The sequence below is a fragment of the Lentzea sp. NPDC004782 genome (assembly GCF_040609115.1).
Classification (GTDB): Bacteria; Actinomycetota; Actinomycetes; order Mycobacteriales; family Pseudonocardiaceae; genus Lentzea.
The window spans coordinates 1-21,592 of record NZ_JBEXJN010000096.1; the positions used below are offsets into that span (position 1 = coordinate 1).

The 21,592-nt window shown below is 69.6% G+C and carries 22 protein-coding genes and 1 rRNA gene; 16 read left to right on the forward strand and 7 right to left on the reverse strand.

The features are described from left to right. The 4 genes from rrf to ABZV40_RS43590 form a co-directional block, all read left to right on the forward strand. Nucleotides 1–92: ribosomal RNA gene (rrf, locus tag ABZV40_RS43575) — 5S ribosomal RNA — on the forward strand; the annotation flags it as partial. A 363-nt stretch (nucleotides 93–455) separates the two neighbouring features. Then, nucleotides 456–791, forward strand: a complete 336-nt coding sequence (locus ABZV40_RS43580; RefSeq protein ID WP_355455688.1) for a hypothetical protein — start codon at nucleotides 456–458, stop codon at nucleotides 789–791. A 13-nt stretch (nucleotides 792–804) separates the two neighbouring features. Then, nucleotides 805–2,346: a dGTP triphosphohydrolase gene (gene dgt, locus ABZV40_RS43585; RefSeq protein ID WP_355455690.1), complete on the forward strand. Its 1,542-nt coding sequence runs from the start codon at nucleotides 805–807 to the stop codon at nucleotides 2,344–2,346. Nucleotides 2,347–2,462: 116 nt separating this feature from the next. Continuing rightward, the gene (locus tag ABZV40_RS43590) at nucleotides 2,463–5,306 is read left to right on the forward strand and encodes a S8 family serine peptidase (protein WP_355455692.1); all 2,844 of its coding nucleotides are present in this window, start codon (nucleotides 2,463–2,465) and stop codon (nucleotides 5,304–5,306) included. 114 nt (nucleotides 5,307–5,420) lie between these two features. On the opposite strand, the gene ABZV40_RS43595 is transcribed toward ABZV40_RS43590, so the two are convergent. Beyond that, on the reverse strand, nucleotides 5,421–6,296 hold the full coding sequence (locus tag ABZV40_RS43595) for a helix-turn-helix transcriptional regulator (protein ID WP_355455694.1): 876 nt from the start codon (nucleotides 6,294–6,296) through the stop codon (nucleotides 5,421–5,423). A gap of 311 nt (nucleotides 6,297–6,607) precedes the next feature. On the opposite strand from ABZV40_RS43595, the gene ABZV40_RS43600 reads away from it, so the two are divergent. From ABZV40_RS43600 to ABZV40_RS43620, 5 genes are read left to right on the forward strand one after another with little or no spacing between them, the layout of a single operon-like run. Continuing rightward, a complete protein-coding gene (locus tag ABZV40_RS43600) occupies nucleotides 6,608–7,132 on the forward strand; it encodes a hypothetical protein (protein WP_355455696.1) in 525 nt (174 codons plus the stop codon). Continuing rightward, nucleotides 7,129–7,809 (forward strand): acVLRF1 family peptidyl-tRNA hydrolase, encoded by a 681-nt coding sequence (locus ABZV40_RS43605; protein WP_355455698.1) that lies wholly within the window; start codon nucleotides 7,129–7,131, stop codon nucleotides 7,807–7,809. Before ABZV40_RS43600 ends, ABZV40_RS43605 begins: the two co-directional genes overlap by 4 nt. Beyond that, a complete protein-coding gene (locus ABZV40_RS43610) occupies nucleotides 7,796–8,233 on the forward strand; it encodes a hypothetical protein (RefSeq protein ID WP_355455700.1) in 438 nt (145 codons plus the stop codon). Before ABZV40_RS43605 ends, ABZV40_RS43610 begins: the two co-directional genes overlap by 14 nt. A 10-nt stretch (nucleotides 8,234–8,243) precedes the next feature. Beyond that, on the forward strand, nucleotides 8,244–8,747 hold the full coding sequence (locus ABZV40_RS43615; RefSeq protein ID WP_355455726.1) for a SigE family RNA polymerase sigma factor: 504 nt from the start codon (nucleotides 8,244–8,246) through the stop codon (nucleotides 8,745–8,747). Then, nucleotides 8,747–9,175, forward strand: coding sequence for a hypothetical protein (locus tag ABZV40_RS43620; RefSeq protein ID WP_355455702.1), 429 nt, complete (start codon nucleotides 8,747–8,749; stop codon nucleotides 9,173–9,175). Before ABZV40_RS43615 ends, ABZV40_RS43620 begins: the two co-directional genes overlap by 1 nt. A gap of 318 nt (nucleotides 9,176–9,493) precedes the next feature. Here the strand turns inward: ABZV40_RS43620 and ABZV40_RS43625 are convergent, their stop codons facing one another. Next, nucleotides 9,494–10,369 carry an EamA family transporter gene (locus ABZV40_RS43625; RefSeq protein ID WP_355455704.1) on the reverse strand — a complete coding sequence of 292 codons (876 nt, stop codon included), beginning with the start codon at nucleotides 10,367–10,369 and terminating at the stop codon, nucleotides 9,494–9,496. A gap of 79 nt (nucleotides 10,370–10,448) precedes the next feature. Between ABZV40_RS43625 and ABZV40_RS43630 the strand changes: the two genes are divergently transcribed. Continuing rightward, nucleotides 10,449–11,324 (forward strand): LysR family transcriptional regulator, encoded by an 876-nt coding sequence (locus ABZV40_RS43630; protein WP_355455706.1) that lies wholly within the window; start codon nucleotides 10,449–10,451, stop codon nucleotides 11,322–11,324. A 78-nt stretch (nucleotides 11,325–11,402) separates the two neighbouring features. On the opposite strand, the gene ABZV40_RS43635 is transcribed toward ABZV40_RS43630, so the two are convergent. Beyond that, nucleotides 11,403–12,164, reverse strand: a complete 762-nt coding sequence (locus tag ABZV40_RS43635) for a glucose 1-dehydrogenase (RefSeq protein WP_355455708.1) — start codon at nucleotides 12,162–12,164, stop codon at nucleotides 11,403–11,405. 77 nt (nucleotides 12,165–12,241) lie between these two features. Here ABZV40_RS43635 and ABZV40_RS43640 point away from each other — a divergent pair, with 77 nt between their 5' ends. After that, nucleotides 12,242–12,862 carry a TetR/AcrR family transcriptional regulator gene (locus ABZV40_RS43640; RefSeq protein ID WP_355455710.1) on the forward strand — a complete coding sequence of 207 codons (621 nt, stop codon included), beginning with the start codon at nucleotides 12,242–12,244 and terminating at the stop codon, nucleotides 12,860–12,862. On the opposite strand, the gene ABZV40_RS43645 is transcribed toward ABZV40_RS43640, so the two are convergent. Beyond that, on the reverse strand, nucleotides 12,859–13,611 hold the full coding sequence (locus ABZV40_RS43645) for an SDR family oxidoreductase (RefSeq protein WP_355455712.1): 753 nt from the start codon (nucleotides 13,609–13,611) through the stop codon (nucleotides 12,859–12,861). The two genes, ABZV40_RS43640 and ABZV40_RS43645, sit on opposite strands and share 4 nt — an antisense overlap. 139 nt (nucleotides 13,612–13,750) lie before the next feature. On the opposite strand from ABZV40_RS43645, the gene ABZV40_RS43650 reads away from it, so the two are divergent. The 4 genes from ABZV40_RS43650 (at nucleotide 13,751) to ABZV40_RS43665 (ending at nucleotide 18,563) form a co-directional block, all read left to right on the forward strand. Beyond that, nucleotides 13,751–15,379 carry an ABC-F family ATP-binding cassette domain-containing protein gene (locus ABZV40_RS43650; RefSeq protein ID WP_355455714.1) on the forward strand — a complete coding sequence of 543 codons (1,629 nt, stop codon included), beginning with the start codon at nucleotides 13,751–13,753 and terminating at the stop codon, nucleotides 15,377–15,379. Nucleotides 15,380–15,497: 118 nt separating this feature from the next. Continuing rightward, entirely contained in the window at nucleotides 15,498–15,764 is a 267-nt protein-coding gene (locus tag ABZV40_RS43655; RefSeq protein ID WP_222598480.1) for a helix-turn-helix domain-containing protein, read from the forward strand. Between the two features lie 59 nt (nucleotides 15,765–15,823). Then, nucleotides 15,824–16,639, forward strand: a complete 816-nt coding sequence (locus ABZV40_RS43660; protein WP_355455716.1) for an enoyl-CoA hydratase/isomerase family protein — start codon at nucleotides 15,824–15,826, stop codon at nucleotides 16,637–16,639. A gap of 76 nt (nucleotides 16,640–16,715) precedes the next feature. Beyond that, on the forward strand, nucleotides 16,716–18,563 hold the full coding sequence (locus tag ABZV40_RS43665; protein ID WP_355455728.1) for an ABC transporter ATP-binding protein: 1,848 nt from the start codon (nucleotides 16,716–16,718) through the stop codon (nucleotides 18,561–18,563). A 150-nt stretch (nucleotides 18,564–18,713) separates the two neighbouring features. On the opposite strand, the gene ABZV40_RS43670 is transcribed toward ABZV40_RS43665, so the two are convergent. Together ABZV40_RS43670 and ABZV40_RS43675 are read right to left on the reverse strand one after the other, a co-directional pair. Further along, nucleotides 18,714–20,306, reverse strand: coding sequence for a penicillin-binding transpeptidase domain-containing protein (locus ABZV40_RS43670; RefSeq protein WP_355455718.1), 1,593 nt, complete (start codon nucleotides 20,304–20,306; stop codon nucleotides 18,714–18,716). A gap of 80 nt (nucleotides 20,307–20,386) precedes the next feature. Beyond that, nucleotides 20,387–21,127 (reverse strand): SIS domain-containing protein, encoded by a 741-nt coding sequence (locus tag ABZV40_RS43675; RefSeq protein ID WP_355455720.1) that lies wholly within the window; start codon nucleotides 21,125–21,127, stop codon nucleotides 20,387–20,389. 102 nt (nucleotides 21,128–21,229) lie between these two features. Between ABZV40_RS43675 and ABZV40_RS43680 the strand changes: the two genes are divergently transcribed. Continuing rightward, on the forward strand, nucleotides 21,230–21,412 hold the full coding sequence (locus tag ABZV40_RS43680) for a hypothetical protein (protein ID WP_355455722.1): 183 nt from the start codon (nucleotides 21,230–21,232) through the stop codon (nucleotides 21,410–21,412). On the opposite strand, the gene ABZV40_RS43685 is transcribed toward ABZV40_RS43680, so the two are convergent. After that, the coding region (locus ABZV40_RS43685; RefSeq protein WP_355455724.1) for a hypothetical protein at nucleotides 21,409–21,592 on the reverse strand (184 nt) is incomplete at its 5' end. The genes ABZV40_RS43680 and ABZV40_RS43685 overlap by 4 nt on opposite strands.

The following is a 21,592-nucleotide window of genomic DNA, read 5'->3' on the forward strand; positions in this document are numbered from 1 at the left end:
CACCCGGTCCCATTCCGAACCCGGTAGTTAAGCCCTTCTGCGCCGATGGTACTGCACTGGTTACGGTGTGGGAGAGTAGGTCGCCGCCGAACTTACGTACAGAAGCCCCTGAGGGTTGAGCGCCACAAGCGCTCCCCTCGGGGGCTTCTTCGTTGCGTAACGATCAGCATCGGACGTCACGCCCCGACCAGGTCGTTCGATGTGCCGTCACACGATGGATCGAGGTGAGGGCCATGTCTGGACGTTCTGGGGCTTGGCTGAAGGGGCCCGCTCAGGAGCGGGCGAGGGCGGGGCACTGGCGCGTTGTCGCGGAGGATCGGCTGCGCTGGCCGGCGTGATGCCGGGGCTCCGGGTGTCGATCCGCCGCTACCTGGATGCGGACGACCTCCGCGTGAATGCGCTCAACTTCGACGGACAGAGACCGATGCCGAAGCAGAGGCGCTCTCGAGCAAGCCATGAGGGCGGCGTTCGCGGTGTCCGACAACAAGTTCGACAGCCTGCGTGGCCATCGCAACAAGCTGTTCGTCGCGACCGTGACACTGGCTGTGCTCACGCTGGTGCTCGGCGTGCTGGTGGCGAAGTACCCGGGCATGCTGCCGTTGTGCTTCGTGTACCTGCTGGGTGCGAACGGGGCTGCCATCGCCGCGGCACGTTGCTCGCCGCCGCTGTCGTGCTCGGTTACTCGCAGCAGGTCGGCACACGCGTGTTGGACACGTACGCCAAACGGATCATGGTCGAGGCACGCCCAGGAGCAGGTGGCCCGTCAGTTCAGTCGGAGTGACCGGGATTGACTACCTTCTGGGCATGAACAACGAGCAGCGCACCGCCCGCCGGTCCGCCGGCGTGGGCCGGACCGCCGACCTCGCCACGAACCCGTTCCGCGTCGACCGCGACCGGGTGGCCAGCTCGCCGTTCTTCGCGCGCCTGGGTGGTGTCACGCAGGTGGTCAGCTCCACCGGGTCCGGGCTGCTCGTGCACAACCGGCTCACCCACAGCCTCAAGGTCGCCCAGGCCGCACGCGCCATCGCCGAACGGCTCGTCGGCCGGCCGGAGCTCACCGCGGTGCTGGAGAAGCTCGGTGGCTGCGACCCCGACGTGGTGGAGGCCGCCGCGCTCGCCCACGACCTGGGTCACCCGCCGTTCGGGCACCTGGGGGAGCAGGTGCTGGACCGGTTGGCACGGCACCGGTTCGGGCTGCCGGACGGGTTCGAGGGCAACGCGCAGTCGTTCCGGATCGTCACGACCACGGACGTGCGCGGCCCCAAGGCGCTCGGACTCGACCTGACCGTGGCGGTGCGGGCGGCGATGTTGAAGTACCCGTGGACCCGGCACCAGTCGCTGGGGCTGGAGGTGGCGCCGCGTGGTGCGTCGGAGCCGGATGACATGCCGGGCACCGGCAGCTCGAAGTTCTCGGCGTACGTCACGGAGATGAACGACCTGCGGCAGGCGCGCGAGCCGTTCGAGGGGCGCGTCGAGTCGTGGCAGCAGACCGTCGAGGCGAGCGTCATGGACACCGCGGACGACATCGCCTACGCGATCCACGACCTGGAGGACTTCCACCGGGTCGGGGTGCTGCAGCACGCGACGGTCGCGGCGGAGCTCGGCACGTGGCAGGCGCAGGCGCTGGATCTGGCGGGGTTGAGCGACGCGGAGCTGAGCACGGAGATCCGGATGCCGGGGCGGTCGCTGGAGACGTTGCGCCGGCGCCTGCACCTCAAGGACGCCTGGGTGATGAACGACGAGGCGTTCGCGCTGGCGGTGCGCAAGGTCGGCAAGGAGCTCGTGGACGGGTTGCTGGCGGTGCCGTTCGACGGGTCGGTCGAGGCGGAGCAGGCGGTGGCCGGGTTCAGCGCGCGGTGGACGCGCCGGCTCGTGGACGCGGTCGGCGTGATCGAGGAGCCGACGCCGCGGTCCGGTCACGTCGTGCTGGCCGTGCAGCAGTGGCACGAGGTGCAGGTGCTGAAGTTCGTGCACCGGCGGTTCGTGTTGCTGCGGCCGGATCTGGCGTTGCACCAACGGGGTCAGGCGCGGTTGCTCACGTCGCTGGTCGACGCGCTGGAGCAGTGGGTGACGGACCGGACGGAGGCGGATCGGTTGCCGCGCAGGCTGCACGACCTCGTCGAGCTGGCCGAAACGGAGTACGCGGCGCTCGCCCGGACGGAGCCGTCCACATTGGTCGGTTCCGTTGGCGAGCTGCCGATCGGGCCGGATGTCGTGCGGGGACTGGCGCGCGGGCGGGCCGTGGTCGACTTCGTCGCGTCGCTCACCGACAACCAGGCCGCGGCGTTGCTGGAAGCCCTTTCCGGCCGGACGGGTCAGTTGTGGACTGACGCGTTTGTTCTGTGAAGTGTGATTGCGTCTGCTAAGTGGGAAGTAGCCCAAAAGGATGCTGACTGTGATCAGTCGGTCGCCATACGTTGGCGCCTCGGCCGGGATCATCCGGCCGCAGGCCGCGTGCCCGGATGGGGAGTCGAGTGTCGGGGCACGCCAACGTTCGGGGGAGAAGCCCTGTGCGCCGATCTCGAAGAGGCACGACGTTAGTCACCGCAGGTACCGCAGTTCTTCTGGCCGCACTCACCGCGGTCACGCCCGCGTCGGCCGATCCGACCAAGGCCGCCAAGACCATCACCGACCGCACCGCGGCCCAGATCGCCGCGCTGCAGAGCATCAAGAAGTCGCTCAGCCCGGCTGAGTCCAAAGTGGACAGCACGCTCGTGGTGGAGGCGCGCAAGCGCACCCAGATGGGCACGACGAGCGCCCTTCCCCAGGTGCAGACCGGCGTTGCCGTGACGCCGAAGTCCACCACGCTCGTCGACATCCGTGCCAAGCAGTACTCCGAGGACCTGGTCAACGCTGTCCGCGCGGTGGGCGGACAGATCCGGGCAGTGTCCTCCGAGTACCGCACCGTGCGCGCGGAAGTTCCGGTCGCGAAGATCTCCGAGATCGCCGGGCGTTCCGACGTCGCCCGCGTCGAGCCGGGCAGCGACGCGATGACGCAGGACGTGAAGAACAAGCGGGACACCAAGAACCGCAAGGCCGCACCGTCCAAAGAGGAGAAGGCTCGGGAGATCGAGCGCAGGCTCTCCGAGACGAAGTTGTCCGCCAAGGACGTCAAGATCAGCGAGGGCGACAAGGCCCACAGCGCCGAGGCCGCGCGTGGTTCGTTCCACGTGACGGGCGTCGGCGTGAAGCTCTGTGCGCTGTCGGACGGGATCAACTCCCTGGCCGTGTCGCAGGCTTCCGGTGAGCTGCCTGCCGTCGACGTGGTGCCCGGCCAGGCCGGCGACGGTGACGAGGGCACGGCGATGCTCGAGATCCTGCACGACCTCGCGCCCAACGCCGAGCTCGGGTTCGCCACGGCCTTCAACGGCGACGCGAGCTTCGCCGACAACATCAAGAAGCTGCGCTTCCAGCTCGGCTGCGACGTCATCGTCGACGACGTCATCTACTTCAACGAGTCGCCGTTCCAGGACGGCATCATCGCGCGTGCCGTGGACGCGGTCGCCGCGGACGGCGCTGTCTACTTCTCCAGCGCGGGCAACCAGGGCAACGTCGCCGACGGCACGTCCGGCCACTACGAGGGCATGTTCGTCGACTCGGGTGTCGGCGTCGGCAAGTTCGCCGGTTCCGCGCACGACTTCGACCCGAACCCGAACGCCAAGCAGCTGTTCAACCCGCTGTCGAACTACTCGGGCGACACGCCGGTGACGCTGCACTGGGCCGACCCGCTCGGCCAGTCGGTCAACGACTACGACCTCTACCTGGTCAACGCTCAAGGCAACGTTGTCGCCTTCAGCCAGAACAACCAGGACGGCGCGCAGGACCCGTTCGAGCGCCTCAACACGCCCACGAGCTCGACGGGCACGCGTCTCGCGGTCGTGAAGTTCCGCGGTGAGGACAAGTACTTCTCGCTGTCGCTGTTCGGCGGCCGGTTCGCCGACTCCGCCGACGGTCTCAAGAAGTTCGTCACGCCCGGCATGACCGTCGGCCACTCGGCGGCCAAGGGCGCGATCTCGGTCGCGGCGGCCCCGGCCGCGCAGGCGCTGCCGTTCGACCTGCAGCCCGGTGACCCGGCGAACCCGAAGGGCCCGTTCCCGAACGCCTACGACAGCACGCAGAAGCCGGAGCGCTTCACCTCCGACGGCCCGCGCAAGCTGTTCTTCGCGCCGGACGGCACGCCGCTGGCCGAGACGCGGCAGAAGCCGGACATCACCGCGGCCGACGGCGTGACCACGTCGGTGCCGGGCTTCTCGCCGTTCTTCGGCACGTCGGCCGCGGCCCCGAACGCCGCCGCCATCGCCGGCCTGATCCTGTCCGGCAACCCGACGCTCAAGCCCGCCGAGGTCAAGGAAGCCCTCGTCTCGACGGCGATCGACATCGTCGAGTCCGGTGTGGACAACCGCACCGGTGCCGGCATCGTCATGGCGGACAGGGCGTTGGCCTACACGGGCGCGTCGCCGCAGGCGCTGGCCCGCGCGCAGAAGCCGACGATCGTGAACGACGCCGACGGCAGCCAGTACCTCAAGCCGGGCACCACCGCGACGGTGGCGGTGCCGGTGACGAACGGCGGAGACGGCACCGCCGCTTCGACCTCGGTCGTGCTGTCGTCGTCGACCGCGGGTGTGACGGTCGCGCCGCGGTCCAAGTACTACGGCAACATCGATCCCGGCCAGACGGTGTCCAACACCTACAAGGTGACGGTGCCCGCGTCGGCTGCTCTGGGATCGGCGGTCAAGCTCGACGCTCGGGTGACGTTCTCCGGTGCGACCTCGCCGACGTCGGCCTCGTTCACGTTGCGCGTGGGTGAGCCGTCGCGCGAGTTCAAGACGTTCGCGTACACCGGTGCGCCGGTGGCCATCCCGGACAACGACCAGACGGGCGTGTCGATCTCGCTGCCCGTCAGCGGTGTCGGTGGCGCGTCGAACCTGAAGTTCTCGGTGGACGGGGCGACCTGCACCACCGCCGAGGGCGCTACGACGGTGGGCATCGACCACACGTTCGTCGGGGACCTGGTCGGCACGCTGACCTCGCCCGCGGGTAAGACCGTGACGCTGTTCTCGCGGTCCGGCGGGACCGGTAACAACATCTGTCAGGCCGTGTTCGACGACTCGGCCACCCGGTCGTTCTCGTCCGTGTCGAGCGCGGACGCGCCGTTCACCGGGGCCTGGAAGCCCGCTTCCGGGACGTTGTCCTCGTTGCTGGCGGATTCGGCTGACGGCACCTGGGTGTTCAAGGTCGCAGACGTCGTCTCGTCCGACAAGGGATCGATCCGGAACGTGACGCTGCACGTGGCCGGCTGGGTCTGAGTTCGACGGAGCAGGCCCTGGCACCTCTTCGGGGTGCCAGGGCCTGTTTTGCCCGCGTGGACAGCGAAAAAGGCGCCTCCCGGTGGGAAGCGCCCTTTTCGCGGAACCTGGTGCCTAGCGGTTCGGCCACTCCCAGCGGATGCCGAACACGCCCGGACCGAAGCCCAGGGCCACGGCGTGCACGCCGCCGCCCGAGTCCAGGGTCAGGTTGCGGCGCCGCGACGGGGTCTCGTCGCCCGCGGGCACGCTGTACTGCTGCACGCGGGACGGGAGGTTGGCCTCGTCGAAGCGGACCTCGATCACGTACTCGCGGACCGGCAGGCGGAACTTGCGAGCGAACGTGTTGTTGCCCTTGGGGGCGTGGCCCTCGGGGAACACCAGCTGGTATTCCATGATGAGGGTCTCGCCCCGGGTCAACGGGCGTTCGAACATCATCTCCGCGACCATGATGTTGGCTTCGTGGTCGCGGGCGATGCGGCCCAGGTGGCAGTTGCGCACGTTGACGATCTCGGGGAGGACGTCGCTCTCCTCGGTCTCGAACACGAGCGCCCAGCGGTCGGGGCCGTCCTGTTCCGCGCGGAGGATCTGGCGCACCCACACGGATTTCTGCCCGCCGTCGGCAGAGATCTCGATGCGGTCGTGCTGGCTGATCCTGCCGAGCTTCAGGTCCGACGACGTGTCGACCTTCGAGAGCAGGTTCGCGACCCGCTCGCGACGCGCCCAGAGGGCGTCGATCGGCATCATCGTGGTCGGGCGGCAACGGCGGCCTCGCGGGCGAGGCGGGCCGAGCAGCGCCGACAGACCCGACGCAGGCACGCCCAGGACCGACTCGAGGTGCCGCAGCGCCTCCAGTGATTCAGGGCGTTCAGGCCTTCGCCGTCCTGACTGCCAGTAGCTGAGCGTCGCGACGCTGATGGTCACGCCGCGCAGTGCCAACCGGTGCTGGATGCGGTCGAGGCTGAGACGGCTCGCCTTGATCGCAGCCCTCAAGGCCTCCGGGAACGGTCCCGTGGTCAAGAGCTGCGTAAGGCTGCCGTGGCCCGTTGAGTCGGTGTCGTCAACGGTCAGTGTTGGTCGACCGGCAGCAGTGGTCATGGTGACTCCCCGCTGTCATAAGATCACGCCCCAGTGACCCTACCCGTCCGTGAACATCGCTGGTCGAGACCGGATGGAGTCAATGGTTAATCCATACGGTTGACGAGTTCACGCTTTCGAGACTCATCTGTCAAGCGTTTCGAACCGATCAGTAACATAGAAGTGCAGTTCACGCCTCGTGTTGAGATGGCTCTAGTGTGTGCACGGTGAACGACCTCGACGTGCTGACGTCGGTGGCCGGCGCGGTGCTCGGACCCGGTTCGCACGCGGTGGTCGACCTGCTCGACGTGGTTCCCGGCGTCCAGGTGGACGCGGTGCGGGCCACGGACGACCTGCTGCCGCGGCTCGCGCACGAGGAGTCCCTCGAGAACATCCTCACACTCGCCCACGCGTCGCTGCGGCCGGGCGGGGTGCTGGTGGCGGCCGTTCCCGAGCTCGACCGGCTCGGTGCGCTGCGGCCGACCGCCCCTCCGCCGAGGGTGCACGGCGACCGGGTCACGGTGCAGCTCTGGGACTGGGCTCCTGACGGCCTGTCGTACGGCCTGGAGGTCGTAACGCTCCTCCGGGGTACCTCGGGGTGGGAAATCGCCGGAACGGCCTCCACGCGCCACAGGGTCCTCTCCGCGGCCGAGATGCAGGAGGCGCTCGGCGCCGCCGGGTTCATGAGCGTGCAACGGCTCGCGCCGGGGGAGAGCGGCTACCGCGTGCCCGTGTGGGTGGCGGTCGCGTGAGCCGGGTGCGGCCGGTTCCCGGTGGACGGGCCGTCGAGGTCGAACCCGAACGGATCGCGGGGTGGATCGGCAGGTTCGCCGACCGGCACGGCGGCGTCGGGACCCGCGTCGAACCGGGTGTGGTCACCATCACGGCAGCGGACGGTGCGACGGCCTCGTTCGCCACGCGCGGTGGCACATCCGTGGAAGAAGTGATCGAAAGGCTGACGACGCCGCGGCGCATCGGCCTGATCCTCGTGCGACTCGGCGGGCACAGCGTCGGTGTGGCGTTCGGCGGCAAGATCGAGGTGTCGACCACCGACCGCAAGCAGGTGCACGGGCGCATCCGGGCGGGTGGCTGGTCGCAGCAGCGGTTCGCGCGGCGCCGCGAGGGGCAGGCCCGCGTCGCGCTGCAGGCCGCCGCGGACGACGTGGTCCGGGTGATCGTGCCGAGGCTCGCCCAGCTGGACGGCGTCGTGCTGGGCGGCGACTGGCAGGCGCTGGACGTCCTGCGCAACGACCGCAGGCTCACGGACGTCTTCGGCAAGGCCGAGGACCGGGTGCTGGACGTCCCCGAACCGCGGCGCGCGGTGCTCGACGAGGCCGCGCAACGGGCTCGCTGCGTCGAGATCGTGATCCAGGACACAGGGGCAACCGGACTTGAGGCCGACCGCATGGATACGGGTGAGGGTGCCTGACCGGGGCACCACCGACCTGCTGGAGTCGCAAGTGCGCAAACGAATGGTGATCGTGGCGGGAGCCGTGGCCCTCGGGACCGTCGGCATCGCGGTGCCCGCGCTGGCGCTGAGCGGCGGCGGCAACCCCGCACCGCCCACGACCTCGGCTCCGCAACCGCCGGCGACCACGGTGACGACGTCGCCGGGTCTGCCCTCCACGACGGTGACCACCTCGCCGGGAGCGCCGTCCACGACCTCGCCCGGTGTGCCGTCGACGACGACCGCGACCACGTCGCCGGGAGCGCCGTCGACCACGCTGCCGCCGACGTCGTCGATCCTGCCGACGCCGCTGCCGACCCAGCCGCCGACGACCTGGACCCCGCCGGTGCGAACGAGCCCGGCGCTGCCGACGACGCCGCCGATCCCGACGACGCCCGCACGGTAGGGAGTCACCGCTGAACTGGGAGGCCGAGTTCACCGACTGCTTCGACCGGTGCGCCGACTCGATGCGCTTCACCGCGTTCCTGTTGTGCGGCAACTGGCACGAGGCGGAGGACGTGATGCAGTCGGCGTTCTTGAAGCTGTACCTGGCCGGGCCCAAGCTCAGCGACCGGTCGGGGCTGGAGCCGTACCTGCGCCAGATCGTCGTGCGGACGTTCCTCGCCGAACGCCGGAAGGTGCGCTGGCGCAGGGAGAAGCTGACTGACACACCCCCGGAGGGCCTGTCCTCCGTCGCCGCGGCGGAGGACAGGCTCGTGGTGTGGCAGGCGCTCACCGCCGTGCCCGCACGGCAGCGCGCTGTCCTCGTGCTGCGCTTTTGGCACGATCTCAGCGTCGAGGAGACGGCGGCCGCGCTGAACTGCTCGACCGGCACGGTCAAGTCGCAGAGCAGCAAGGGCCTGCAGACGTTGCGGCGCAAGCTGGGGCCGGAGTTCGATCACCTGAGGCTGGAGGTGTGATGGTTCGCGAGGACGACCTGCGGGCGACTTTCTCCGCTCTGCACGCGGAAGAGGCGCCACCGCGTGCCGTCACGGCCGCCGACCTCATCCAGCGCGGCCGGGCCGTGCGGACCCGGCGGCGCACCATCGCCGTGGCCGGCACCGGGCTCGCGACCGTGGGCGTCGTGGCCGTGGCACTGGCGGTGCTGCCGGCCGCGAAGCCGCCGGAGCCGCTGGTGCCGGGGCCGTCCACGACGACCACGACGACCCCGGCGCCGCAGCCGAGCTCGCCCGCGCTGCCCACGACACCGCAGACCACGACCCCGCTGCCGAGCTCGGTCCAGCCGCCGGCGCGGTCGACGACGTCGCCCGGCTCGCCGCCGGAGACCTCCGTCAACCCGATCTCGACGACGACCGACACGGAGCCGGTGCTGCCGACGTCGCGTTGAGCCCGTTCAGATCCGGCTCGTCGCGATCGTGAAGTGCCGGTCCGCGCCCGGTTCGGTGAGCTCGTCGACCACGGCGACGGCGAGGTCCTCGGCCGAGATCGAGGAGGGGCCGGTGAGCAGCACGTCAGCGCCACGCCGGTAGGTGCCGGTGCGCTCGCCGCCGCGATGGGCCGGATGTGCGTTGGCACGTAACGACTGTCGTCGAGCACGAGGCCGCCGTCCGGTGACCGAACACCGCTGTCACGTCGTGCCCGCGGTGCAGGGCTTCGGTCACCACCCGCGACCCGACCATTCCGGCGGCACCGATCACGGCGATCTTCACTGCAGAACTCCCCTGGTGAGCACGGGTGCCGGCCGCTGGCTCGCGACGATCGCGGCCAGCGCGAGGGCGAAACCGGTGAGCTGGACGGGATCCAGCGTCTGGCCGAGCACCACCACGCCGAGCAGTGCGGCGACCATCGGCGAGAGCAGGCCGAGCATCGAGACCGACGTGACCGGCAGGGTCGTGATCGCCCGGAACCACAGGACGTAGGCGAGCAGACCGCCGACGCCGCCGAGCCACAGGTAGCCGACCAGGGCGTTGACTCCGATCGCGGGTGGTGCGCCCTCGAACAGGAACGTCACCGGCACCAGGAACAGCCCGCCCGCCGTCAGCTGCCAGCCCGCGAACGCCATCGGGCCCACCCCGGCGGGCCTGCCCCACTTCTTCGTCAGCGTCACGCCGAGCGCCATGGTCGCGGTGCCACCCAGCCCGGCCAGCACGCCGATCACGTCGAACCCGGCGGCCGGGCCCAGCACCACCAGCCCGACACCGACCACGCCGATCACGCCCCACGCGAACCGCCAGGCGGACGGACTTTCCTTGAGCACGCCCACGGCCAGCAGCGCCACCACGAGCGGTTGCGCGGCGCCGAGAGTCGCCGCGACGCCACCCGGCAGGCGTTCGGCGGCGATGAACAGGAACGGGAAGAACAGACCGATGTTGAGCACACCGAGCGTGGCGGCCCGCCGCCACCAGGAACCGTGCGGCAGCGTCCTGGTCAGCGCCAGGGCCACCAGGCCGGCGGGCAGGGCGCGCATCAGTCCGGCGAACAGCGGGTGCCCGGCGGGCAGCAGCTCGGTGGTGACGACGTAGGTCGAGCCCCAGACCACCGGCGCGAACGCCGCGAGCGCGAGGCGAAGTTGGTTTCTCACGTCGTCCAGTCTTGGACCGCGCGATCAATGAGTCCAACACATGCTTTTCATCTGATCTATCGTGATTCACGATAGATCTGTGGAGCTCCAGCAGATGCGGTACGTGGTGGCGGTCGCCGAGACCGGCAGTTTCACGCAGGCGGCCCGGCGGTGCCTCGTCGTGCAGTCGGCGCTGAGCCACCAGATCGCCCGGCTCGAACGCGAGCTGGGCGCCCGGCTGTTCTACCGCACCAGCCGCAGCGTCCGGCTGACCCCGGCGGGCGCGGCGTTCCTGCCGTCCGCCCGGCAGTGCCTCGACTTCGCGGAACGGGCGGCGGCCGAGGTCGCGGCGGCCGTCGGGGAGGTGCGCGGCCGGGTCGTGATCGGGGTGATCCCCACCGTCGCCGCCGTGGACCTGCCCGCCGCGCTGAAGGTGTTCCGCGACAGGTACCCGCAGGTGCGGGTCGCGTTGCGGATGGCGCCCAGCCACGAGCTCGTCACGCAGATCCGCGGCGGCGTCCTCGACCTCGCCTTCCTCGGCCTGCCACCCGGCGCCGAACCGGAGGGCGTGCGCGGGCACGAACTGGCGCGCGACGAGCACGTGGCCGTCGTCGCGCCCGCGCATCCCCTTGCCCGGCAAGCGGAAACAGACCTCGAGACGCTCGCCGGGGAGCTGTTCGTCGACTTCCCGTCCGGCTCGCCCGGACGCACGCAGTCCGACCAGGCGTTCGCCGCGGCCGGAGTGCACCGCGAGGTCGCGTTCGAGGTGACGACGGCCGAGCTGATGGCGGGGCTCATCCGGGAACGGCTCGGCGTCGCCGTGCTGCCCTCGCGGTACACGCCGCAGCTCAACGGGGTGGTGACCCTGCCGATCACGAACGGGCCGTCACGGGTGGAGCACCTGGTGTGGAGCACCGCGGGCCTGACCCCGGCCGCCGCCGCGTTCCTCCACGTGCTCGGTGTGCCCCGGGACTGAGATGAGGTGGATGAAGGGCGCCTTCCTCCACCTGGTGTGGATGAAGGCGCCCTTCATCCACGTAACTGCTCAGCGGGCTCAGAGCCCGGAACCGCCGGTCGCGTCGATCACCCGGCCGGTCACCCAGCGGGCGTCGTCGGAGGCGAGGAACGCCACGACGTCGGCCACGTCCTCCGGCTGCCCGACCCGGCCCAGCGCGGCCACGGACGCCGCCCTGGCCTGCGCCTCCGGATTTCCGCGCAACCACCCCGCGTTGACGTCCGTGTCGATGATGCCGGGCGCCACCGAGTTCACGGTGATCCCTCGCGGCCCCAGTTCCTTGGCGAGGTTGAGGGTGAACGTGTCGAGCGCGCCCTTGGTGGCGCCGTAAGCGATGATCTCCGGCATGGCGAGGCGTGCCGCGCCGCTGGAGATGTTGACGATCCGCCCGCCGTCGCGCAGCCGCTTCAACCCTTGCTGCACGATGAAGAACGGCGCGCGCACGTTCACCGCGAAGACCGCGTCGAAGTCGTCCTCGGTCAGCGAGTCCAGTGCGGAGCTGCGGCCGATGCCGGCGTTGTTGACGATGATGTCGACGCCTTCGCCGGGTGCGTGGGCGTCGAAGGCGGCCCACAGCGCGGCCGCGTCACCGTGCCGTCCCAGTTCCGCGCGCAGGGCGAAGGCCTGGCCGCCGTCCTCGCGGATGTGCCTGACGACCTCGTCCGCCGCCGTCTCGTCGCGGGCGTAGGCGACGGCGACGGTCGCACCGTCCCGGCCGAGACGGCGCGCGATGGCACTGCCGATGCCGCGGCTGCCACCGGTGACCAGGGCGATCTTTCCTTCGAGCGTGCGTGTGCCCATGTCTCCTCGATTTGTTGGTCGAACACTCAACAAATAGGCTAGCACGGGTTCTTGAGCGAACGCTCTAAAATTGGGGCGTGACTGACACGCGCGCCAAGCGAGGGCGGCCGAGGACGTTCGACCGCGCCGCCGCACTGACCGCGGCCACCCGGTTGTTCTGGGAACGCGGCTACGAGGCCACGTCGGTCGGCGAGCTGACCGAGGCGATGGGCATCAGGCCGGGCAGCCTGTACGCGGCCTTCGGGGACAAGAAGTCCCTGTTCAAGGAAGTGGTGGACAACTACGGGCGCTCACCCGTGGGCGCATTCATCGGCGTTGCCCTGGAGGAGGAACCCACCGCGTTCGCCGCGTTCGCCCGCATCCTGCGCGAAGCGGCGGTCATCTATCCCGACCCCGCCCACCCGGCCGGATGCCTGACGATCAGCGCGGCCACCAACGTCACCACGCAGGACGCCGACATGGAGGCGTACCTGCGCGATCTGCGCAACGGCAACCTGGCCGTCTTCGAAGCCCGCCTGCGGACGGCACAGCGGGCCGGGGAGCTGCCGGAGGCGGCCAGCCCTCGTGCGCTGGCCGCCTACTTCGGCGCGGTCGTCCAGGGCATGTCGCAACGTGCCCGTGACGGGGCCACCGCGGCCGAGCTCGCCGAGACCGCCGAACTCGCACTGGCCGCGTGGCCCGCGGGACGTGCTCGTTAACCCGCGGTGCCCGTCGCGAGCAGGCCGCCGTCGACGCGCACGGTCTCGCCGGTGATCCAGGAAGCGTTGTCGGAGCAGAGGAAGGCCACGAGCGCGGCGACGTCCTCCGGGGTGCCCAGCCGCTTCATCGGGTACTGCTGCGCGGCTTCCTCCTCGCGGCCGACGTACAGCGCCTCGGCGAACTTCGTCTTCACCACGGCGGGAGCGACGGCGTTCACGCGCACCTTCGGGCCGAGCTGCCACGCGAGTTCCTCGGTGAGGCGGATCAACGCCGCCTTGGACGCCCCGTACGCGCCGATGACGCCGGTGGACCGGATGCCGCCGATCGACGCGACGTTCACGACCGCGCCGCCGTGCTCGCCCATCCACGCCTTCCACGCGAGCTGCGTGAAACCGAGTGCTGCCACCACGTTGACGTCGAAGATCTTCCGCACGGCGTCGAGGTCGGCGTCCATCAGGAACCCGAACTGCGGGTTGATGCCGGTGTTGTTCACGAGCACGTCGAGGCTGCCGAACTCCTCGACCGTGCGCGCCACGACCTCCTGACGCGACGCGTCGTCGCCCGCGTTGCCCTGGACCGTGAGCACCTTGCCGCCGAGCCGGCTCGCGGCCTCGGCGAGCTGGTCGGCCTTGCGGCCGGTGATCGTGACCGAGGCGCCGCGGGAGAGCAGCTCGCGTGCGATGCCGAGGCCGATGCCGCGGGACGCGCCGGTGACCAGCGCAGTCTTGCCGGAGAAGTCTTCGCTCATGGCCGGCAATCTATGCGCCTGGCCACAGGTGGGAAATTCGGTGGTCGCGAGGCCGTAGACTGGGGTCGTGATCCTCCTGGAGTAGGCCGAGTACGCGCCGACCTCTGCCGTACCCGAAACCATCTGCCCGGAGTTTCTCTTGATCACCGCAACCGACATGGAGTTGCGCGCGGGCTCGCGCATTCTCGTGAGCGGCGCCAACCTGCGCGTTCAGCCCGGCGACCGCATCGGCCTCGTGGGCCGCAACGGTGCCGGCAAGACCACCTCGCTGCGCGTCCTCGCGGGCGAAGGCCAGCCCTACGGCGGTACCGTCACGCGCAAGGGCGAGCTCGGCTACCTGCCGCAGGACCCGCGCGAGGGCGACCTGTCCGTCATCGCCAAGGACCGCGTGCTGTCCGCGCGCGGTCTCGACCAGCTGCTGCGCGACATGGAGAAGGCGCAGTCGAAGATGGCCGAGCTGGTCGACCCGGACGAGCTCGAAACCGCCGTCACCAAGTACGGCAAGCTCGAAGAGCGGTTCGCGGCCCTCGGTGGCTATGCCGCCGAGTCCGAGGCCGCCCGCATCTGCTCGAACCTCGGCCTGCCGGACCGCGTGCTGGAGCAGCAGCTCAAGACGCTCTCCGGTGGTCAGCGCCGTCGCGTGGAGCTGGCGCGCATCCTGTTCGCCGCGTCCGAGGCCGGCATCGGCGCGAAGTCGAGCACGGTCCTGCTGATCGACGAGCCGACCAACCACCTCGACGCCGACTCGATCATGTGGCTGCGGGGGTTCCTCAAGTCCCACGACGGCGGGCTCGTCGTGATCTCGCACGACGTGGAGCTGCTCGACGACGTCGTGAACAAGGTGTGGTTCCTCGACGCGACGCGCGGCGAGGTCGACATCTACAACCTCGGCTGGAAGAAGTACCTCGAAGCCCGTGCGACGGACGAGAAGCGCCGTCGTCGTGAGCGCGCCAACGCCGAGAAGAAGGCCGGCGCGTTGATGACGCAGGCCGCCAAGATGGGCGCGAAGGCCACGAAGGCCGTTGCGGCGCAGAACATGGCGAAGCGCGCCCAGAAGCTGCTCGACGGCCTGGACGAGGAACGCCAGCACGACAAGGTCGCGAAGATCCGCTTCCCCGCGCCGGCCCCGTGCGGCAAAACCCCTTTGACCGCAGAGGGACTGAGCAAGTCCTACGGTTCGCTGGAGATCTTCACCGGCGTGGACCTGGCCATCGACAAGGGTTCCCGGGTCGTCGTGCTCGGCCTGAACGGTGCCGGCAAGACGACGCTGCTGAAGTTGCTGGGCGGGTCCGAGAAGGCCGACGCGGGTTCGGTCGTGCCCGGTCACGGGCTGAAGATCGGCTACTTCGCGCAGGAGCACGAGACGCTCGACCACGGCGCCTCGGTGTGGGAGAACATCCGGCACATGGCGCCGGACGAGCAGGAGCAGCGGCTGCGGTCGTTGCTCGGCACGTTCCTGTTCTCCGGTGAGCAGCTCGACCAGCCCGCGGGCACGTTGTCCGGTGGCGAGAAGACCCGGCTGGCGCTGGCCGGTCTGGTGTCGTCGGCCGCGAACGTGCTGCTGCTGGACGAGCCGACCAACAACCTCGACCCGGCTTCGCGCGAGCAGGTGCTCGACGCGTTGCGGCGCTACGAGGGCGCGGTCGTGCTCGTGACGCACGACCCCGGTGCGGTCGAGGCGCTGGAGCCGGAGCGCGTGATCCTGTTGCCCGACGGCACGGAGGATCACTGGTCCGAGGACTACCTCGAACTCGTGCAACTGGCGTGATCTCCACCCGTCAAAGGACTACCGAGCGCACCCTGTGATCAACTGAGTGTGATCGAATCGACCGTTCGGCGATCTCTTTGCTTGATCACCTGGCGTTCTGCCGGTTCCTGTTCGATCATTGCGACGACAGGGGCCGTCGAACGGCCCGACCTGCTCGTACGGAAGGCGGGACAAGGTGGCTGACCTGAAGAAGGGTGCCCGGATCACCGGCGCCACGCGGGACAAGCTGGCCGCTGACCTGAAGAAGAAGTACGAAAAGGGCGCGAGCATCCGGGCTTTGGCCGAAAGCACCGGGCGTTCCTACGGCTTCGTGCACCGGGTTCTGTCGGAATCCGGCGTCACGCTGCGCGGTCGCGGTGGCGCCACCCGGACGAAGAAGAAGTAACCACAACTCAGACTGCTACTCTCCGGTAACTAGCTTCTAGTGCGCCGGAGGTAATGACCATGCCAGTGCCCGCCATCGACGCTGGCGTGCTCGAGCGCGGTGGCGTTCGGCTCGCGATCTCCGGGCCGCTCGCGACCATCACGCTCGATCGTCCCGACGTGCTCAACGCACAGACGCCCGCCACCTGGCAGGCGTTGCGGCACCTCGGTGAACAGCTGGACCCGGACGTCCGCGTCGTGGTCGTCCGGGGTTCCGGTCGCGCCTTCTCGGCCGGCCTGGACCGGCGCATGTTCACCGGTGAACCCGTCGACGGCGAACCCGGTGGACTCGGGGTGATGCTGTCGCTGCCCGCCGCGGAGGCGGACGCGAAGATCGCCTCGTACCAGGCCGCGTTCACGTGGTTGAGCGACCCGGCACGGGTGACGATCGCCGCGGTGCAGGGGCATGCCATCGGCGCGGGTTTCCAGCTGGCGCTGGCGTGCGACTTCCGCGTGCTCACCGAGGACGCGCAGTTCTGCATGGCCGAGACCGGGCTGGGTTTGGTGCCCGATCTCGGCGGAACGCTGCCCCTGGTGCGTCTCGTGGGTTACTCGCGCGCGGCCGAGATGTGCGTGACCTCCCGCCGGGTTCCGGCTTCGGAGGCGTTGCAGATCGGCCTCGCGAACTCCGTCGTGCCCGCCTCCGGGCTGGACAAGGCGGTCGAGGACCTGGTCGCCGCCGTGCTGAAGCCGTTGCCGGGTGCGGTGACCGAGACGCTGGCCCTGATCGCCTCCGCGGCGACCGGCCCGGCGCTGGACGAGCAGCTGGCGCTGGAACGCGCCGCCCAGCTGCGCAGGCTGTCGTCGCTCGCGGCCGCGCTGTCCGCCCAGGGCTGAATTCTCCCAGGTCACGGAATTGTCAGACCCATGTGCTGTTCTATAGGGCGTGGACGGTTACAGCTCCTGGCGATTCATGATGGGGGTGACCTCGGACGCGCCTGGCAAGGTGCGCCGGGGAACCTTCCGTCGCGTGCTGGCCTTCGCCCGGCCGCATCGGGCGAAGCTCGTGTTCTTCCTGTTGCTGACGGTCATCTCGTCGGTTCTCGCGGTGACGACCCCGCTGCTGGCCGGCCGGGTGGTCGACGCGATCGTCCGCGGCTCCGCGCCGTCGGTCGTGGTGTGGCTGGCGGTGGTCATCGCGCTGGTCGCGGTCGTGGACGCCGGTCTCGGCGTGGTCGAGCGGTGGCAGTCGGCCCGCATCGGTGAAGGGCTGATCTACGACCTGCGCCGCGCCGTGTTCGGGCACGTGCAGAAGATGCCCGTCGCGTTCTTCACCCGCACCCGCACCGGTGCGCTGGTGTCGCGGCTGAACAACGACGTGATCGGCGCCCAGCGCGCGTTCACCTCGACGTTGTCGGGCTTCGTCACGAACGTCATCCAGCTGGCGCTGTCGCTCGGCGTGATGTTCACGTTGTCGTGGCAGGTCACCGCTCTGGCGCTGGTGCTGCTGCCGGTCTTCGTGCTGCCCGCCAAGCGGATGGGGCGGCGGATGGCCGACATGCAGCGCGAGGCCTCGGCGTTGAACGCCTCGATGGTCACGCAGTCGACGGAGCGCTTCTCCGCGCCGGGCGCGACCTTGGTGAAGCTGTTCGGGCGTCCCGACCGCGAGGAGGTCGAGTTCTCCGAGAAGGCGGCGAAGGTCCGCGACATCGGCATTCGGACCGCCATGGCCACCCGGTGGTTCATGACCGGGCTGACGCTGGTGTCGGCACTGGCTCAGGCGCTGGTCTACGGGCTGGGCGGATACCTGGCGCTGACCGGGCACCTGGCCGCGGGCACCGTGGTTTCGCTGGCGTTGCTGCTGACCCGGTTGTACGCGCCGTTGACTGCCCTGGCCAATGCTCGCGTCGACGTGATGACGGCGTTGGTGTCGTTCGAGCGGGTGTTCGAGGTGCTGGATCTTGAGCCGATGATCCAGGAGCGTGCGAACGCTCGTGCCGTGCCTGCCGGGCCCGTGTCGGTCGAGTTCGACGACGTGCGGTTCGCGTACCCGTCCGCGGACAAGGTGTCGCTGGCCTCGTTGGAGTCTGTGGCCACTTTGGACACTCGTGGTGGCGACGAGGTGTTGCACGGCATCAGCTTCAAGGCCGAGGCCGGGCAGCTGGTGGCCCTGGTGGGGTCGTCGGGGGCCGGGAAGTCGACGCTGGCCTCGCTGGTGCCCCGGTTGTACGACGTGGACTCCGGTTCCGTGCGACTGTCCGGTGTGGACGTTCGCGACCTGACGTTCGAGTCGTTGCGCTCCACCGTCGGGGTCGTGACGCAGGACGGGCATCTGTTCCACGACACGATCCGCGCGAACCTGGAGTATGCGGCGCCGGGGGCTTCCGACGACGAGCTGTGGGACTCGTTGCGGCGGGCTCGGTTGCTGGACCTGGTGGCTTCGTTGCCTGACCAGCTCGACACGGTGGTGGGAGAGCGCGGGTATCGGTTGTCCGGTGGGGAGCGACAGCGGTTGACGATCGCGCGGTTGTTGCTGGCCCGGCCTCGCGTGGTGATCCTGGATGAGGCCACTGCGCATTTGGACTCCGAGTCCGAGGCAGCGGTGCAGGAGGCGTTGACCGAGGCGTTGGTGGGCCGCACCTCGCTGGTGATCGCGCACCGGTTGTCGACCATTCGGGCTGCTGATCAGATCCTGGTGTTGGAGGGTGGGGAGATCGTCGAGCGGGGGACGCACGGTGAGCTGATGGCCGCTGGTGGGCGGTATGCCGAGCTTTACAACACTCAGTTCGCTGAGCCGGTTGAGGTCGGGCCTGGGTACTGAGCTGCCGTTGCCTTGGCGATCCGCGACTTGGCCCAGGCGCGCCCCGTTGTCGATGAAGGGCTCCTTCCTCCACCTGGTGTGGATGAAGGGACCCTTCATCCACGAACCCGGCCGGCCTGTCGCAACCTCCCGATCAGAGGCGTTGCGAGGTCAGCCCCGCAGGAAGGCCGCGGTTGTGGTCAGGGCGCTTTGTGAGGAGCCTGCGTTTTCCACGAAGACCGCGAACGCCACGTTGCCCTGGTAGCCCACGAACCAGCCGTGTGCGCTGCCGCCGCCTGCTTCCGCGGTGCCGGTTTTGCCTGCCAGGTTGGGGATTCCGGCCAGTTGTCTGGCGGTGCCGGTGGTGACGACTTCGCGCATCATGCCGCGGAGTGGCTGGAGGACTGCCGCTGGTGGGGCGGCGGCCACGTCGTTCGGGACCGAGGGCTTGCCGCGCATGAGGGTCGGGGTCGGGGTTCTGCCTGAGGCCACGGTGGCGGCCACCAGGGCCATGCCGAAGGGGCTGGCCACCACGTTGCCCTGGCCGAAGCTGTTCTCCACCTGCTGGTCGCCCGTGGCGGGTGGGACCTTGCCGGTGTTCGTGTCGGCGGCCTGGACCGTCCAGTCGGCGCCCAGGCCGAAGCGCTTGGCCATGTCCGGGAGGGCGTTCGGGGCGAGTTTGGAGCCCAGGTCGGCGAAGGTCGTGTTGCAGGAGTAGGCGAACGCGCTGTGGAACGGGATGGAGTCGTAGCCGAAGTCGGCGTTCTTGATGGTGCGGGTGCCGATGGTGGCGGTGGCCGGGCAGCCGACGGAGGTGTTGGGCTGGGCCAGGCCCGCGTTCAGGATCGCGGCGGCGGTCACGATCTTCATCGTTGAGCCCGGGGCGTAGCGGCCGATGAACGGGTTGGTGCCCGAGAGGGACTTGTTCTGGGCCACGGCCAGGATTTCGGTGGTGCTCGCGTCGATCGCGACGATGGCGGCGCCTTGTGAGAGGGCGTCCACTGCGGCTTGGGCTGCTGCTTGGCGGGAGGGGTCGATCGTGACGGTGATCTTTTCGCCGGACGTCGGCTTTTTGCCGTCCAGGGCGGTGAAGGCGGTGCCTGTGGTGATGCCGACTTCCCAGCCGTCGGCGCCCTTCAGGTTGCCGACTTGGCCCGTGATCGCGTTGTAGAGGCCGTCCGGCAGGGTGCCTTGGACCAGCGGTTTGCCGTCGCGGCCCAGGAGGGCGCCGTCGGCCAGGGCCGTGCGGTAGGTGAGGGAGGCGCCGTCGGTCAGTTGCGGGTGGATGATCGTCGGGGTCCAGTGGACCTGCCAGCGGTTGCCGGACTTCTGCATCGGGATCTTGATGTCGTACTTCAGCGAGCTGGAGCTCGGCATCGTCCACGTCACGGAGGCCGTGATCTCCGCGGTGGTGGCGTCGGGCGGTGGTGGTGTGGCCGCTGCCAGGCGGGCTTGGTAGGCGGAGGCGCCCATGCCCGATTTGGTCGCCCTGATCGCCGTGGTGGCCGCGTCTGACGCGTCGGTCATGTTGGCCGCCATGGTGGCGTCCGAGGTGAACAGCACGCTCAAGAAGGACCGGGCCACGTCGGCCGGGCGTTCGGCGGTGCCTTCGGCGGCGTGTTCGGCCTGGCCGCTTGGTCTTGGCGCTTCTGTTTCCGAGATGACCGGGTCTGGGCTCCAGAGCAGGACGCCCGCCACGCCGACGATGGCGGCTGTGGCGGTGGCGCCGCTGATCAGGATCCATCTACGAGTTTTCTGCTCCACAGGTGAAGTCCCCCCAGGTAAGTGCTTTCCCCGGTGGGAGACTAACGGCCGCCTGCTGAGAAAGGGATGAGTATTGTTGCTCAACCCAGTTGCGGGATGCGGGTCTGGTAGTGCCTGAGCAGGTCGGCGTTGGCCGCGTCGCCGCCTTCGACGTTGGCGCTGCGCCACAGCGGTAGCTGGACGCCGGTCTCGCCTGCCTTGTCGACGAGGCGGACCATCAGCAGGTTCCACAGGAACGTGGTGGCCAGGGTCGAGACGGCGGCGGTGACCGGGGCGTGTTCCGGGTAGGTGGAGTCGCCTGCCGGGACCAGGTTGTCGAGGACGACGGTGGCCACCTCGGCCAGGGTGACGCCGGCTCGGCGCGGTGCCTGGGCGCTGGCGGCCACGGAGGTGACGGCGACGACCGGGCAGCCCGCGTTCGCGGCTTCCTGGGCCAGTTCCACCGGGTAGTGGTTGACGCCCGAGGTGGAGAAGACGAAGAGGACGTCGTGCGGGGCGAGGCCCGCTTCGCGCAGGACCTCGCCCGCGAGGCCTGAGCGGCGTTCGGCCGACGTGCTGCTGATGGCGCCGTGCATCGGGAGCAGCTCCGGGTGGTAGATCGGGCGCACGCAGGCCAGGCCGCCCGCCCGGTAGAACGTTTCGGCGACCGCTGCCAGGGAGTGGCCGGCGCCCGCGGTGAGGATCGTGCCGTCGGCCTGCACGGCGGCCAGCACGAGCTCGGCCACGTCGTCGAGCGCGGCCGCGTTGTGCTGTTCGACGCGCGTCAGGTGCGTGCGCACGAGATTGCCGTAGTCGGAGCCGGTCACGGTGTCGGTCGTCATGCGGGTCAGTAGTACCGGATCGTCGATGACCCCACCAGTAACCCGCGCAGCACAAAGCTCGATACGTTGCGGTGAAGGGTGCGGCGGCTCCTGCGGACGGGGGTGGGTTTGATCAGGCGGTACTTCTACTTCTGGGTCGTGCTGGCGGCGGCCTTCACGGCTGCGGGGGCCACGAACATCGCACTGGCGATCACCTACTCCGAGCTGTGGCCGGTGTGGGTGGCGTTCGGGTTGCTCGTCGTCGCCGGCGGGTGCGCGCGGGCGGCGGTGCACGCGCGGCCTTAGGCCAGCAGTTCCACGCCGAGTGCCGATGCCGTGTGGAGGACGGAGTTGCGGTGCCGTTGCGCCACGGCGCGGACCTCGTCCCAGATCGGGGCTCGATGAAGGGCTCCTTCCACCACCAGAGGTGGTTGTATGTGCCCGAAATAGAGCACCCCGGACAAAGCGGGAGGGCCGCAGATACCC